This is a genomic window from Limnovirga soli, from assembly GCF_013106755.1.
Classification (GTDB): Bacteria; Bacteroidota; Bacteroidia; order Chitinophagales; family Chitinophagaceae; genus Limnovirga; species Limnovirga soli.
Window position 1 is genome coordinate 1 of record NZ_WHPF01000015.1, and the last position, 16019, is coordinate 16019.

Annotated in this window: 12 protein-coding genes; 5 read left to right on the top strand and 7 right to left on the bottom strand. The window is 38.9% G+C overall.

The features are described from left to right. On the bottom strand, window positions 1–298 hold a 298-nt coding region (locus tag GD597_RS18215; protein WP_216368626.1), incomplete at its 3' end, for a hypothetical protein. Window positions 299–657: 359 nt separating this feature from the next. On the opposite strand from GD597_RS18215, the gene GD597_RS18220 reads away from it, so the two are divergent. From GD597_RS18220 to GD597_RS18230, 3 genes are all read left to right on the top strand, one after another. Continuing rightward, window positions 658–3885 carry a sensor histidine kinase gene (locus GD597_RS18220; protein WP_171609342.1) on the top strand — a complete coding sequence of 1076 codons (3228 nt, stop codon included), beginning with the start codon at window positions 658–660 and terminating at the stop codon, window positions 3883–3885. Between the two features lie 168 nt (window positions 3886–4053). After that, on the top strand, window positions 4054–4689 hold the full coding sequence (locus tag GD597_RS18225) for a response regulator transcription factor (RefSeq protein ID WP_171609343.1): 636 nt from the start codon (window positions 4054–4056) through the stop codon (window positions 4687–4689). 66 nt (window positions 4690–4755) lie between these two features. Next, on the top strand, window positions 4756–6873 hold the full coding sequence (locus GD597_RS18230) for a prolyl oligopeptidase family serine peptidase (protein ID WP_171609344.1): 2118 nt from the start codon (window positions 4756–4758) through the stop codon (window positions 6871–6873). A gap of 170 nt (window positions 6874–7043) precedes the next feature. Here GD597_RS18230 and GD597_RS18235 read toward each other — a convergent pair whose 3' ends face one another. The 6 genes from GD597_RS18235 to GD597_RS18260 all read right to left on the bottom strand — a co-directional run bounded on the left by GD597_RS18235 (window position 7044) and on the right by GD597_RS18260 (window position 12990). Next, complete coding sequence (locus GD597_RS18235; protein ID WP_235954352.1) at window positions 7044–8051, bottom strand: FAD:protein FMN transferase; 1008 nt, start codon at window positions 8049–8051, stop codon at window positions 7044–7046. Window positions 8052–8120: 69 nt separating this feature from the next. Continuing rightward, complete coding sequence (locus GD597_RS18240) at window positions 8121–9104, bottom strand: T9SS type A sorting domain-containing protein (RefSeq protein ID WP_171609345.1); 984 nt, start codon at window positions 9102–9104, stop codon at window positions 8121–8123. 306 nt (window positions 9105–9410) lie between these two features. Then, window positions 9411–10073 (bottom strand): DUF4844 domain-containing protein, encoded by a 663-nt coding sequence (locus GD597_RS18245; RefSeq protein WP_171609346.1) that lies wholly within the window; start codon window positions 10071–10073, stop codon window positions 9411–9413. A gap of 298 nt (window positions 10074–10371) precedes the next feature. Next, on the bottom strand, window positions 10372–11376 hold the full coding sequence (locus GD597_RS18250; protein ID WP_171609347.1) for a nucleotidyl transferase AbiEii/AbiGii toxin family protein: 1005 nt from the start codon (window positions 11374–11376) through the stop codon (window positions 10372–10374). A 1-nt stretch (window position 11377) separates the two neighbouring features. Next, a complete protein-coding gene (locus GD597_RS18255) occupies window positions 11378–11980 on the bottom strand; it encodes a DUF6088 family protein (protein ID WP_171609348.1) in 603 nt (200 codons plus the stop codon). 197 nt (window positions 11981–12177) lie between these two features. Continuing rightward, window positions 12178–12990 (bottom strand): hypothetical protein, encoded by an 813-nt coding sequence (locus GD597_RS18260; protein WP_171609349.1) that lies wholly within the window; start codon window positions 12988–12990, stop codon window positions 12178–12180. A gap of 428 nt (window positions 12991–13418) precedes the next feature. Between GD597_RS18260 and GD597_RS18265 the strand changes: the two genes are divergently transcribed. Then, on the top strand, window positions 13419–13868 hold the full coding sequence (locus GD597_RS18265; RefSeq protein WP_171609350.1) for a hypothetical protein: 450 nt from the start codon (window positions 13419–13421) through the stop codon (window positions 13866–13868). Between the two features lie 507 nt (window positions 13869–14375). Next, the gene (locus tag GD597_RS18270) at window positions 14376–15995 is read left to right on the top strand and encodes a carboxylesterase/lipase family protein (protein WP_171609351.1); all 1620 of its coding nucleotides are present in this window, start codon (window positions 14376–14378) and stop codon (window positions 15993–15995) included. The last annotated feature ends 24 nt before the right edge of the window (window positions 15996–16019 follow it).

Sequence of the window (16019 nt, forward strand, 5' to 3'; positions counted from 1 at the left end):
TAACGTTGGTTTGGCTAAAAAATAAACCATAATTGGTATTGCCGCTATATTGAAAAGCGTATTTGTTACCACCTACCTTATATGCAGCTGTACCATTAAACAAAAGGTTACCATTAGCATCTACACTAATGCTATTTGCAGCGCCACCAAGTTTACTGGTGCCCACTACTTCCAATGCTGATGCAGGCGCCAATGTACCTATGCCTACATTGCCTGTTGTTGGAAATGTATTTGTTTGTGCATTGGCAGTGAAGTGAGCTACTGCAAGAAACAAAAGAGCAAACGAAATCTTTTTCATAAAGTGATTTTTGGTTTTTGATTTTATCCGTGACACAAATCTCCACCAAAAAGAAGGGTTGATTTTGTACTAAACTTAGTATATGCAACTCCTAAATATAGTAAGCGCTTGTACTAATTTTAGGAGTTATACCTTGTAATAAAATGATCTGATTATATTTCACGCTTGTTAGATATGGAGGACATGCGAAAGATGAAAGGATAGGGTAAATTTTTGACAACTATGTAAGCTGCTGCCAAAGGTTATGGCGCACAAGAGTGCGACGCAACTTAGCTGCTATGAAATACAGATGCCGGGGACACCATAATTGCAACTCATTTATTTTAAAATAATAAAACTTATAGCATACTTTAGCCGATATGCGTAACGCAATTACTTTATTGATTGTAGTAGCATGCTGCATGTTAAATGCGGCCAGCTCGTTTGCGCAAATTGATGCCAAACAGGTGTATCCAGTTTTTGAGAAACTAACCGCAGAATACGGTTTATCACAAGGCACGTTGCAGGATATTTTACAGGATAATGAAGGCTTTATGTGGTTTGCCACACAGGATGGCCTTGACAGATATGACGGCTACCACATGAAGGTTTACCGGTATAACCCTGATGATACATTTTCATTACCTGACAATGACATTCAACAAATTGAGCAGGATGATCATGGCAATATCTGGATTGGTACCTTAACCAAAGGACTGTTTTTATTTGATACAAAGCAGGAGCGCTTTTATCCTGTGAATCCTGGAACAATTACCAAACAATCAGCAGATGAAATAAGGGCAATTGAATGCCGGGGAAATAAAATGTGGATGCTGTTTGGTACTGATTATTGTGTGTACGACATTAGTAATATAGCCATTCAAAACGTTATTAGTACTGGTAAAGCCAGTATCAAACAGGAATTTAGTTTTCACAGCCTTTCCAATATTACCGGAAAAAATCTAATTGATGAATTTGGCGTATTCTGGATAAAGTGGATGCCAGATAACAGCATCTTCATGGCCTGGAAGGATTCTGTAATGATAATGAAACCACAAGCGGGCAGTAAACAATGGAAAGTGGATTATATGAAAGCGCCTTTATTTGGGATGGATAAAAACCAAACTATCTATCATTTTTATCCGATAGGAAATGGCGATAGCATTGTATTTATAGGTATATCAACACTTTCCGTTTATAGCAAAGCCCAAAACAAAGTTATTTATCAGAAAAGCTTTGGCGAATACAGTCAGTTGGCTGATAATTTTTACTGGTATTACCCGGTTTTTGTGAATGATGAAGAAATTTTGTTTTTTGATAAGCTTAATTGCCTTTCTTTTAATCCACGTACCCTACAGTTTAAAAGATACAATGTAGCCAAGACCGACCCCAACGGTCATTTTACCAGTTTTGCAAATTACAAAGACAGGGATGGGATATTATGGGTGGGCGATATAGGCCATGGACTTTATAAATACAATAGCAGGAGAGAATTATTTGGCATTGGCAAACCCCTTGCAGATGAATCCATCTTTAATGAAGATAATGTAGGCAATGTGTATTGTTTCGATGGCACTCAATCCTATATAATAAATCCTAAAGACAGAACGCAACAACCAGCAATTACACCGCAATTACTGGCCGGGAAATGGCTACGCCCAACCGTATTGAGTGCAGATGAAAAAGGAAACATCTGGTTTAGGGCAACAAATAGAGAAAAATTCGAAAAATTAAACCGGTATTACGATACAGCAACTCCCCGCCCTTCAAAACGTATATTCTGGAAAGCGATTAACCTGTTGAAATATAATGTGCTTACCGGTAAAATTGAAGACCACACTGATCTTGTACCCGACGAAGTTTTTGGAAATGGCAGGTATCAGCTATCTGCATTTACAGATGCCGGCAATAATCTATGGCAACTAATATATGGCGCCGACAAAAATTGCAGGTTTGAGGTTGCAGATGCAAATACCGGAAAACCAAAAGCAATATATATATTGCCTCTACCCGAAAAACAAGTTGACAGGGATATATTTTATTTTACCCATTGGCAAGATGTTGACGGTATTTTTTGGTTTGGCACCAATCAGGGTTTGTTCAGGTTTGATGAGCCCAGGAAGCAATGGAAAATATATAAAAACAATACATCCGACACAACTTCCATAAGCGGTGACTATATTTTCTCTATTTGTGCAGATCCAAAGCAACCAAACAAGTATTTGTGGATTGGCACTAATGGCCGCGGCTTTAACAGATTCGACAAACAAACAGGAAAATGCATCAGATACAGCGATAAAGATGGCCTTCCTAATAACACCGTATTTGGTATCCTGAATGATGATTTTGGCAATCTCTGGATGAGTACCAACAAAGGCATCAGCTGTTTCAACACACAGCAAAAAAGTTTTAGAAATTTTACTACTGAAGACGGACTGCCCGGCAATGAATTTGAGAGAGGCCAATTTCTAAAAACAAAATCAGGCGAAATGTTTTTCGGTGGTGTTAATGGCATTGTTTGGTTCAAACCCGCAGACCTATTAAATTCAGCACTTTCTGCCAACAACATTTTTATTACGGGGCTAAATCTTTTTAACAAGCCCATCGACTACAAAAAAGACAGTTCTCTAATTAACAAACCCATTCAGTACACGCAAAGCATAACATTACCATATGCAAAGAATGTAATTAGCCTTGAGTTTGCCCTGTTGCAATTTACCAGCCCCGAAAAAAAACATTATAAATACAAACTACAGGGTTTTAACAAGGAATGGGTTGATAATGGCACCAGTAACACGGTTACTTTTACAAACCTGGATCCGGGCACTTATGTATTTCAGGTAACAGGCAGCAACAGTGATGGTGTATGGAACGAACATGGCACCTCGTTAACCATTATTATAACACCGCCATGGTACAGAACCTGGTGGTTCCTAAGTTTGGTGGCATTGATTGTTGCAGGTGCTTTATATGCTACCTATCGTTTCAGGTTATACCAATCTTTGCAACTGCTTAACATGCGCAACAAAATTGCAAGTGATCTGCACGACGAGATTGGCTCAACTCTTAGCAGTATCACTGTTTACAGCGATATCATCGAAGAACGTGAACAGGATGAGGAACTAAAACTTATCGCCGGCAGAATTAGCACCAGCTCCCGTAATACTTTGGTAGCTATGAGTGATATTGTATGGAGTATCAACCCCAAAAACGACCGCTTCGACAATATTTTACTTCGTATGAAATCTTATGCATACGAAATACTCGAAACACAAAACCGCCAGTTTCACTTTGAGGCAGATGAAAGATTGAGCGATCTTAAACTCTCCATGAACGATCGTAAAAATTTCTACCTCATTTTTAAAGAGGCCTTAAACAATGCAGTGAAATATGCACAACCAACCAATGTATGGATCACCGTTCACCTATTAAACAATTATATTTTATTTACACTTAAAGACGATGGTATCGGTTTTAACCTGTTGGATTACAAGGAAGGCAATGGACTGATCAACATAAAAAGAAGAAGTAAAGATCTAAAAGGTGCTGTCAATATAAAATCAGCACCAGGAAAAGGAACAGAAATTTCACTCCAGTTTCCTATATAAAAAAACGTTTAAATTTTATTGGTTAAACACTAATTAACCCGGCAGTAAATCCTTCATGAAGCATTCGTTGCGTCGCACTCTTGTGCAGCAACAAGTGTATTCAGCAGAAAAAACGCAATACTAATATTAGGACAATAAAAAATGTCAGCTAAAATATAATTTTACAAAATGGCAATAAAAGTAATTGTATATGACGATAATAAAGACCGGCGTGAAAGCCTGAAAATATTGATTAATATTCAATCAGAAATGGCATGCACAGGCATTTTCAAAGATTGCCTTAATGTGTGGGACGATATTGTGAATACCCAGCCCGACGTAATATTAATGGATATAGACATGCCAGACATGAGTGGTATTGAGGGCGTGAAGATGATACGTAAACAGTATCCTGATGTTAAGATAATCATGCAAACTGTTTTTGATGATACCGATAAAATATTTGCAGCTATCGAAGCCGGCGCTGATGGGTATTTTCTTAAAACAACACCCACCGCAAAAATTATCGAAGGCATTAAAGAAGTAATGGAAGGTGGTGCCCCCATGACAGCCACCGTAGCCAAAAAAGTGCTGGCAAAATGCAAGGAGCAACCCAAAAATGTAAAAGAAGTTTTTGAGTTAAACGAACAGGAACGTACCATTTTAAACCATCTGGTAAATGGCCTTAGTTATAAAATGATTGCCGATACTACTGACATGACTTATACCACCGTAAACATGTATATAAAACGCATTTACAAAAAATTGCAGGTACATTCCGCCACAGAAGCCATTTCAAAAGCCATTCGCAATAATATCGTATAACAATAACTGGTTTTTTTGGTACCGGGGCTTATATTGCAGTATTGTTTAAATACTAAATTTACAGCCATGAAAAAGGTACTGCCTTTACTATTGGTTCTTTTTTATATGAATACATATGCCCAACAACAAGCTGCATTTACCGGCAACTATCCTGCAACAAAAAAAGTAAACCAAACAGATGACTTTTTTGGTACAACAGTCGCCGACCCCTACCGCTGGCTGGAAAACGATACTGCTGCAGATACCAAAGTCTGGGTACAAGAACAAAATACAGTTACACAGGCCTATTTAAATAAAATTCCTTTTAGGGATAAAATAAAAAACAGGTTAACCCAATTATGGAATTATGAAAGGTTCTCTGCCCCGTTTACAGAGGGCGCTTTTACCTATTTCTACAAAAACAATGGCCTGCAAAACCAGGCAGTTTTATACCGTCAAACAGAAGCAGGCACCCCTGAAGTCTTTCTTGACCCTAACACTTTCTCAACAGATGGCACCATTGCCTTATCTGGCATAGAATTTACCCATGATGGTTCGCTGGCGGCATATACTATTAGCATTGGTGGCAGCGATTGGAATAAACTGATGGTGATTAACACTACCACTAAACAACTGCTTGATGATACACTGGAAGTAAAATTTAGCGGTATAGCGTGGGCAGGTAACCAGGGGTTTTATTATAGCACTTACGATAAACCTGCCGACGGCAGTATTCTTAGCGGACTTACCAGCCAGCACAAACTGATGTATCATCAACTGGGCACCAAACAATCGGATGATGTGCTGATATTTGGGGGTGCGCTTACTCCGCGCCGTTATATTGGCGCCTATGTAACCGAAAATCAGGAATGGCTGGTAATTACTGCTGCCGAAGCTACTTATGGCAATGAGTTATATATTAAATCGCTGGTTAAAAAAGATGCGCCTATAGTACCCATAGTAACAGGTTATGCTACCGAACCCTATGTGGTTTATGCCAACCAGGATTTATTATACATACTTACCAATGAAAATGCACCCAATAAAAAACTGGTTATTGCACCGGCAGCCACACCAACACCTAACCATTGGAAAGAACTGATAGCCGAGACAGCCTTTCCATTATCAGTGACTACCTGCGGGGGTAAACTATTTGCCCAATACCTTAAAGATGCAGTTTCCCTGGTAATTCAATACAACCTGGATGGTACCAAAGAAAAAGAAATACCATTACCCGGCTTAGGTACTGCCAGCGGTTTTAGCGGTAAAAAAACCGAGCACCAGCTGTATTTTAGTTTTACCAGCTATATATATCCGCCCACTATTTTTAGCTACGATATTGCCAAAGCAACATCAGTAGTATATAAAAAATCCAATGTGCAGTTTAATGCTGCAGATTATGAAAGCCGGCAGGTAATGTATCCATCTGCCGATGGCACTAAAATACCTATGATTATCACCTGTAAAAAAGGTACGGTATTAAACGGGAAAAACCCCACCCAACTATATGGTTATGGCGGTTTTGGTGTTAGCCTTACGCCAGCATTTAGTGTATCTAATCTAGTGTTTATGGAGAATGGCGGCGTGTATGCCGTTGCCAATTTACGTGGCGGTGGCGAGTATGGCGATGCCTGGCATATTGCCGGCACCAAAATGCAAAAACAAAATGTATTTAACGATTTTATAGCCGCTGCTGAATATTTAATTAAAGAACAATATACCAGTCCGGCATACCTTGCCATTTCCGGGGGGAGCAATGGAGGTTTACTGGTTGGAGCCTGTATGACACAAAGACCCGAGTTATTTCGCGTTTGCCTTCCGGCGGTGGGCGTTATGGATATGCTGCGCTATCATAAATTTACTGCCGGCGCAGGCTGGGCATACGATTATGGCACCGCAGATGATAGCAAGGAAATGTTTGATTACCTGTACAAATATTCTCCGGTACAAAACCTGCGGCCGGGTACCTGTTACCCTGCCACCATGGTAACCACCGCCGATCATGATGACCGGGTGGTGCCTGCACACTCATTTAAATTTGCGGCAGGTTTACAGGCAGCACAATCCTGCAATAATGCCACTCTAATTAGAATAGAAAGCAATGCGGGCCATGGTGCAGGTAAACCTACTTCTAAAACCATTGAAGAAATTACTGATAAGCTGAGTTTTATATTTTGGAATATGGGTATTGATTACAACCATTAAAAGTACGGCCCCTTCGCCTTTATAAAAAGATAATGCCTTACCTATTAGCAACTTAGTTGGTGGTGAAATCTACAAGGTATTAATCTGCTGCGTAGCATTACTGCTGTACAAGAGTGCGACGCAAGGGAAGCTACATTCCTGTATCAACAGCTGGGTACAAAATCCTGTATTTAGTGGTGCATTAGGGCATAAAAAGCCGTGCTGGCGGTATCGGCAACGTCACCATTGGGTTTGCGGTAAATAATATAGGCGGCCAGGTTTTTATGTTGCTCGGTAAAATGCAGGGCACTATCGCGGCCCATTACCATTAGCGCATTGTCGTATGCATCAGCAGTGGTAGCATCGGTTGCATAAACGGTAACACTAATCATTTCGTTTTGTATGGAATAACCGGTGCGGGGATCTATAAGATGCGAAATTTTTTTGCCTCCACTCTCATAATATTTGCGGTAGTTGCCCGAGGTAGTAATGGCCCCGCTATCCAATGCCAGTATTAGCTGCATGGTTTCGGCGGCAGTATCATTATCGGGAGGTGCTTCTATACCAATTTTCATTTTATCGCCATTGGGTTTATGGCCTTTAATGCGCAGTTCGCCGCCAATTTCTACTATATAGTTGGTTATGCCCTGCTGCTGTAAAAAATTGGCTACCACATCTACACTATAGCCCTGTGCAATGCCATTCATATCCATTTGTATACAGGGTAATTGTTTGCCAATAAACTGGCCCTGTAATAATAATTTATTGCTTCCTATGCAGGGCATTATTTGGTGTATGACAGTGCTATCGGGCAAAGTATTTGTTTTTTGGGCGCCAAAACCCCAGGCTTGTACCAATGGAGCAACTGTAATATCAAACAAACCACTGGTGGCCTTATAGGTAGCCATTGATGCATTATATACATTTACCAGGTGCTCATCGGCAGCTATGCCCCTGGCTGCCCTATTAAACTGTGTAATAAGCGAATAGGGTTTGTATAAAGACAATGAGCTATCAATTCGTTGTAATATGCTATCTATCTGCCGCCTTGTTACCAAACTATCGGCCGCATAATAAGTTATATGGTAGGTAGTGCCTTGAGCATACCCGTCAATTTCAATTCTACGGTTGCTGGCTGTTGAAAATAACATGCCCGTTATGGTGGCTGTGTACGCTAATGCAAAAAATATCCATCGCATAAAACAAAGCTACAATAACGGGCATGCAAAACAACAAAAACCTGGTTGGTTCAATTGAAAATTAGTAAGCTATTTGTAAATGGCTTTTGTATAAAGTGTATTGCCAACCATCATTTTAATAAGATATACGCCACTGGCAGCATTGCCCATATTTAAAGCAATCTGGTTATTGCCTGCGGGTAATATGCCTTTATTAATACGACTAACCAAATTGCCATTGGCAGCATATATTTCCACCTGTACTTTGGTGGCTGCGGGCAATTGCAATTGTAACTGACTATTGCTGTTAACCGGGTTAGGATAAACACTCCATTTAACAGCATTGGCATTGGCTGCAATGGATTGCGTCTGGTTACTTACCATTACAGGTACAGGCTGCATGGCAGAGCCGGTTGGCTTACCCCATACCACCAAATAAAATGCACCGGGCTGACCATTTACCTTGTTTACTTTACCACCCTTTGTGCCATCATAATACCAGGTGAGTGCGGTATTGCTGCTTTGCGCTGTACCACCAATGGTATAAAGTGGCCCATGGGTATAACCACCAATAAGGCTATCGCTGGCAATTGAAAAACTCATACCGGCAAAAAAGGTATTATAGCCACGTACCAGTACATCTTTTACTGTTTTAACCCTAAACAACGTGTGTACACTATCGCCATAGGTTTTAAACAAATTGCCAAATACACCACGGCCATATGCATTTAAAGAATCAATAGGTTTTGGTGGGTAAGTACATAGCCTGTTAAGGTTGGTGGCACTGGCATTAACCTGCGAGTAATAGAAGTTAACCCAAAGCGGTATTTGCCTGCCATATTTGCCAAAGGCAAAAGTAATTCCAGTAACATCCAGCGAGTCGGTAGTGCCCATTAGCGCTGTTGGAATGTTTACATCATCCAGATAAATAATGGGTGTACCCGTGGTGGTATTTACTGTTGCAGGATTGTAAAATAAACTGGCTGAAGTGTTGCTATAAATAGTTTGCGCCATTGTGTTTGGCCCAAAACATATAGCTGCAGTAATGGATAAAAGAGATACAAATCTTTTCATTTTGTTTGATTATGGTTATTAGCCGAAAGGTAGGCTTAAGCCTTTGATAGCGCATTGCCGGTTAACCCCAACAGGAAATTTATGCCACTGAACGGGTCTGCAGTTGATGGATGTATTTTAAATATTTTTTGGGCCGGCTTGTGATTATACAAGGCATCGCCGCTTGCGTCGCACACTTGTACGGTTGGTAATGCTGTGTAGCTTTTATTAAAGTAAAATGAAAAGGGAATTGTTGATCTGGCCTACTTCATCAAAGCTATTTTATGGATTAGTTGTTGCAGGTGGCCCTAATTTTAAAATACATATCTATTTTCTAAAAAATTTTATTTGCTCAAGTCTTACCACTGCTTGTTCGTAAGAAGTGTAATCAGTTTTGTTTAGTGTTTCTACATACTCGTAATTACCAAATTTTATTTCTTTAATATCTGGCCCACAGGCAAGCAGGTTCAATTCTTTGCAATTGTTACATCTCACCAAATACCAACCATATTCAGGTATACCCAACTCCTTTCGCATTATATAGGTTTCAAGTGTTGTGCCGCAATTTGTGCATGGGTGTTGTATGGTTTTAATTATTTTTTCGGGGTTTAGGGCATTTTTAATTTTAAATAATGTGGCTAACACCGGGCCATACAACCACTTGTTTAAATTGGATGTAAAGTCAATATGTATAATGGCTGCCAACTCCAGAAACAGATCACCAATAAATTCTTTTTCCTCTGTGTCGTAGTCTGGTTTATTGCATGTTGACAGTGCTTTTTTTAAAACAGCTTTTAATTGTTTGGCGGTAGCGTTGGCGTTAACAGCATCGATTAAATTGTCGGCACAGGAATTAAACAACCCGTTTAGCTGTTCGCATAATTCGCTCCTTGAAGGGTGTAAACCTCTATCGTTCCAGGCCTTTGCCGAGAACTTATCTTTTTGTTTAAAGGCAACAAGTCTATCAATTTGAGATTGGTTGAAGTGCATATTAAAGTTTGTTGGGGAAAGTTATATGAAATGCTTTGTGGGGTTTAAGAAGTTGGCGATTTCGGAGCACCAAACTGTCAACATATCACAAAATTTGATGCGAGGCAGAATGTTCCATTAACCACTGAACCTGCTTTTTTTGCAAAACTGCTGTTAGCACTACGCTCTTCTTTTCTGTCGTGTTGTTGTCTGTCCATTTTAGTTTGTCTTGGTGCGTTGGCTTGTTGGCTCTTTTGCAAGGTTGGCTTTTGTGTGTCGGCTTTGTGTGCCTTGCAAATGTGCTTGCTTTGGTGCTGGGTTAAAGAATCATGGCATTTATTCTTTCTTGCAATTCCTGAATCCTCTTTAGCAGGTTGTTAAAATTTAATGGGTCGCCGTAAATCATATTCTGTGTCATAGCCTGATAATCTTTTTCCCACTCTTTTATTACTGTGTCTGGCGGAATAATCTTTATTTTACCTGGAAGGTGGTTAGCATAGTCAAGCCCTCGAAGTGGATTGAATTTTTCTCTGTGTGTCACTATGCCATTATATAATTCCGTGTCTTTGATTGCAGCCTTTCCATGGTCTGTATCCATTAATTTTTCTAAGTCATAAAGGTGTCTTGATAACCTGTCAATACGGATTTTTGAAGTGTGCTGCAAAAACTCTTCATGCAATAAAAATATCTTCTCTAAAAAAGTTTTTTGTGGCAAAACGGTCGAAATACTAAAAGGCCCGGTTGCAAAATCTTGATTAGGAAATGCAGCACTAAGGATTGAATTTATTGCTCGGTTTTCACTTGGCTCCATCATTGAACGGGAACTTACTTCTATTAAAACTCTCTGTGGTAAATAATCAGATTTGTCGAAGACAGAATTGTAATGAATTTCAATTACCTGTGGGTCCTTATCTGAATCTGTAATTGGCTGAGCATTTAATTTGCATTCATCAATTACATTCCATTCGGTAAACAGCTTCGTTAAATCGTCTAAGAAAGTGGTGGAGATAAATTCGCAGGATATTTTTCTTAAATTTTTGATTTGGCTTTTAGTGATGTCGCCTTCAAAACCAAAGAATTTCCTGTCTATCGCCAAATCAATATCTTCTGAAAATCTTTCTATCAGATTCCAACCTTTGCTTAACGAAGTGCCTCCTTTGAAAACAATACTTGTAGAATACTTCAATTCAAAGGAAGCCTTTAATGCTACTGTTACCCACCAATCTTTTTCAATTGCAATAGCAGGTAGTCCAGTAATATTACTGGCTTGATTGAGAATTTCAATTCGTCTTTCTTTCGATATTTTTAGCCAATCTGTATTCATATTATTTTGCAGCACCCGTTAGTATTTTATTTATCCAGGCTGGTGCAAGTTTGGCATCATGTAGGATATTTTCTTTTTTTTCTTTTTTAAGGATAGTGAGTAGCCTTATTAAGACTTCATCTTCAATTTTATGCTGCCCTATACTTTTTAATGCTTGAATAGCGAGCCCACTTATTTCACCTTTAGCCAATAAATTTTTTGGACTTGTTTTCTTAAAGGTGATTGTTCGCTTTCCTATTTTAATACTTCTTGCTGCTCCATCGGTTAAGAAAACAACCTTTAACGGAATTTGGGTTGACAGCCCCAATTTATTTAATGCCTGAATGCCTGTAGGAATAATCCTTGCCCTATCTCTTTTTGCAATTGCAATAGCTATTTCTTCTGCTGAAGGATATAATACTCCCAAAGCTTTGTCTGTCTTCGGGTATAAGTAAATGCCATGAGCCAAACGAATAAGCAAGCCTTTTTCTTCCATCCTGTACAATGCTTTCTTTACACTTTCCGGATTACCAAAATCCAAAAAGTCATCTACAAAAAGAATAGTTCCCTTTTGCAGTTTTTTAAGCGCTTCAATAACTGTATTTGTTACTATTGGTCGTGCCATTACCTTTTATTTCGTCCCAAATATAGTAAATATTTGGGACGAAATAGGTTTCAGTATAGCAGGTAATTATTAAACGATATGACCCAAAAAGCAAAATAGTATTTGGTCTGTCCGTAACCGCAGCCGATAGGCAAACAAAAGATGAGAATTTATTCGTCTGCCAGCATTGCAGCAAACCCAATGTTAGGCGGTCGTTTTTATTTCAGTTCAATTTGCTTTGACAATACTATTCTGTCTTTTTCGTCAATTCCTTTGCTTTGTCCAACGGGAAAAGGTGTATAAATTGAAATGTCTAAAAACACATTGTCTTCACAATATGCTGTGTAAATTTTATTCTTGTCAATTAGTTGAGGCGGTGAATAATCAAATGAAACATAAAACAGGTCATTTCTTTCATTGTCATACCGAACAGTGAAATAGTATAACTTACTTACTGATTTTTGGATTGTTTCTTTAACTTTAAAGTCTGTCGCCTTTTCTTTTCCGTCAACCAAAACTGTATACACCTTATCAGGTAGCTTATCTTCAAATTTTTGATACTCTTCACCAACTTTTGGATACCAATAACATCTTTTGTTATCACTTAGTTGTTGAAAATATTTGTCGCAGCTTTCAATTTGATTTTTGCCTAACTTAAAAAGGTTTAATATCTTATAAAGTTCGGTATCGGTTGAGTACTCTGAGTAAACTAAAGAATTGATATTAAAAAGAAACCATTGTCCATTTTCAGTCTTACCATATATGTAGTTTTTTGAAACACCAAAAGAATTTACTGGTATGTCACCACCTCTGTTTTTACCTAAATGTAATATCTCCTGAGAACCATTTATTACCCATTGTCCTGGGTATGTACTTGATGCCCGAAAAGGTGGAATAATTGGAACGTATTTTATGTCCCAGTCAGCAATAGAATTATAAAAGTCCTTCTTTACTCCAGTTTTGTTGTCTGAGAGATTACAGCTTGCAAATAAAAAAGCTAATAGAATTAATATAGTGTGTCGGGTCTTCATAAAATGCCGCATAACGGGCAGGGCTTGCAGCAAGCCTGGAATACATTGCTCGTTCTGCCCGGAACCGCTGCTGATTAAAGATATAAAAGTACAAGTTTACAAACAAAAGCCCAGCGATGTTTGTCCAGCCCAGGTGAAGCACAATAGCGATAAAATGACCATTGCTCCAATGTCCAGCCAGCCTTGCAGCAAACCCAATGTCAGCAGTAGCCCATTCATTTTAAACAAGTGAAAAAAATTAGAATTAGCAGCAGACATTCTGAATAAAACTTCTATATTTGTAAAGGTGTTTTTGGTATGCCTGCTCGTTCGTGCAAAGATTTTATCAACCAATAACAAGATAATATAACCTTCAGAGCTTATTATCCGACCAAAGTATACGAACGCAAATCTCCAGGATAATAATCTTTGAAATAAAGGATTATGTTATGAACACTATTGATTATTTCAAACTCCAAGCAAAAAATCTACACAGAGATTTTAAGACAAAAACTCCAGTTTTTGACGCAGTAATTAAAGATTATCTATACGCATACAAGTCAAAGTATTTTGATATAGAAATGATTGTCTCGGACTTTAATATCGACGAAGAGAATTTCAGCCTTATGAATGCCCAGCATATCATTGCAAAAATCGCAAACTTTGACAGTTGGGCTGCACTTTTAAAAGCATCATCATTGGAACTTGCGAAATTATTGTATGATTATCAAGATAGAATTGATCTTATTGGGTGGCAATTTTATATTGCCGATGCACAGGCAATGAATGAAACCAAACTCGATGCAGAAATTCAGATAGATATTTTCAAACAAGTAGTGGTCGAAGAGAATATTTTTGACACAGTAATAGAAAGCTATCTATTGAAGCACTATGATTGACTATAAACTAGCTCAATTTATCGTGGTGTTTGTTTGGGTTACTGCTAACTCTTGGATTTATACTATTAACCGATATTTTATACAATAGAAACCCATTGATAATCAACCAACTGGTATTATACATTTTGTATTGTTAATAGCATCAATATGTTTTAATTAAACAAGTTTATGTAAGGTAAATTAATACTTTATTTTAAAGTACGTATTAAGAACTATTTTTTGTTTTGATGGTATTCTCTGTTAATTACTTTTATCTACGCTCTCATAAAAGCCCAATAAAGTATCCAACCGCACAAGAGTGCGACGCAAGTACTGCCCCATAGAAGCACTATTGGCGGGTTAGAAAAATCTGTTATCAACTTAAAATACCGAATAGCTTACCGGTACTGGAAATAGTTTGGTTTAGGTTTAGCAGTTGGTAGCTTTCTTTTTCAGTTTCATCGCAAAGTATTGTACTAAACATAGTTTGTTTTACCTTTCTGCTTCTTAACACAACAACGAACACATATGAAAAAAATTACATCATTTATGGTGTTACTGGCGTTTGCTGCATTACCCATTTTGTCTGTTGCACAAAATAATGGCAGTGGCATTAGTGCCGGTAAAGAATTAGCGATTGTACAAACCGAAAGCGGTAAGGTAAAAGGCTATATTCACGATGGTATTTATACCTACAAGGGCATTCCCTATGCACAGGCACAGCGGTTTATGGCGCCCGCAAAACCCACGCCCTGGCAGGGCATTCGCAGCTCTATGACTTATGGACCTGTTTGCCCAACCGACCCTACCACTACTACCAATGATGAATTTGAGTTTCCGTTTAACCATAACTGGGGTTATACCAACGAAAATTGCCTTAGCCTGAATGTTTGGACACAACAAATTAATGCCACCAAAAAACGCCCGGTAATGGTTTGGCTACATGGTGGTGGCTTTACTGCCGGCTCTTCCATTGAATTGCCTTCTTACGATGGAGAAAGTCTTACCAAAAAAGGAGATGTGGTAGTGGTATCAGTAAACCACCGGTTAAACATACTGGGCTTTTTAGACCTTTCGGCCTATGGCGATAAATACAAATCATCTGCCAATGCCGGACTGATGGATTTGATTGCAGCCCTGGAATGGGTAAAACAAAATATTGCCCAATTTGGCGGCGACCCTGATAATGTTACCATTTTTGGACAAAGTGGTGGTGGTGGTAAAGTAACCTGTTTAATGAATGCCCCATCGGCCAAAGGCCTGTTTAATAAAGCCATTGTTCAAAGCGGGAGTTATATAACCGATTTTATGGATCCAGCTTTATCAAAGCAGATAGGTGCCGCTTTATTACAGGAACTTAACCTGCAACCCGACCAGGTAGATTCGCTGCAAAAAATTTCTTACGAGCGTTTAAATGCAGCCGGTAAAAAAGCATTGGCAAAAGTACAGGAAGCCTTAAAGGCACAGGGTAAACCTGTGGCAGGTTTTGGTTTAGGCTGGGGCCCCATTTTGGATGGTATGGTATTGCCTTATCACCCAACAGATGCTGCCGCCACAGCTTTGGCTGCGAATATTCCTTTACTGGTAGGATCTACCAAAAACGAGTTTACACCTTTTATGCCCGGTACCAGGGATATTAATATGGACCAGGCAAAAGCCAACCTGCAAAAAAAATATGGCGATAAAGCCGATGCCTTTATGGCTGCGGTATTAAAAGCATATCCTAATACGGTTAAACCATCAGATTACACAGATCTAGACCTTACTTTCAGACCAGCTTCCATCAGGCAAGCCAATTTAAAAGCTACTACCGGCACTGCGCCTGTTTATATGTACTTATTTACCTGGCAATCTCCGGTAAATGATGGCATTTATAAAGCCATGCATTGTATTGATTTGCCTTTTCAGTTTAATAATATTCAACTATGCCAGCAAATGACAGGTGGCGGAAAAGACGCTTATACACTGGCAGCTAAAATGAGCCAGGCATGGATTAATTTTGCTACCACCGGTAACCCTAACGCTAAAGGCTTACCCAAATGGCCGGCATATTCCCCAGAGAATGGCGCTACCATGATTTTTGATACTACCTGTGAGTTAAAAAATAGTCCGGATAAAGAGTTACTGGAAATAGCAAACGGTAAATAATTTACGGATGTATCGTAAAAAAAT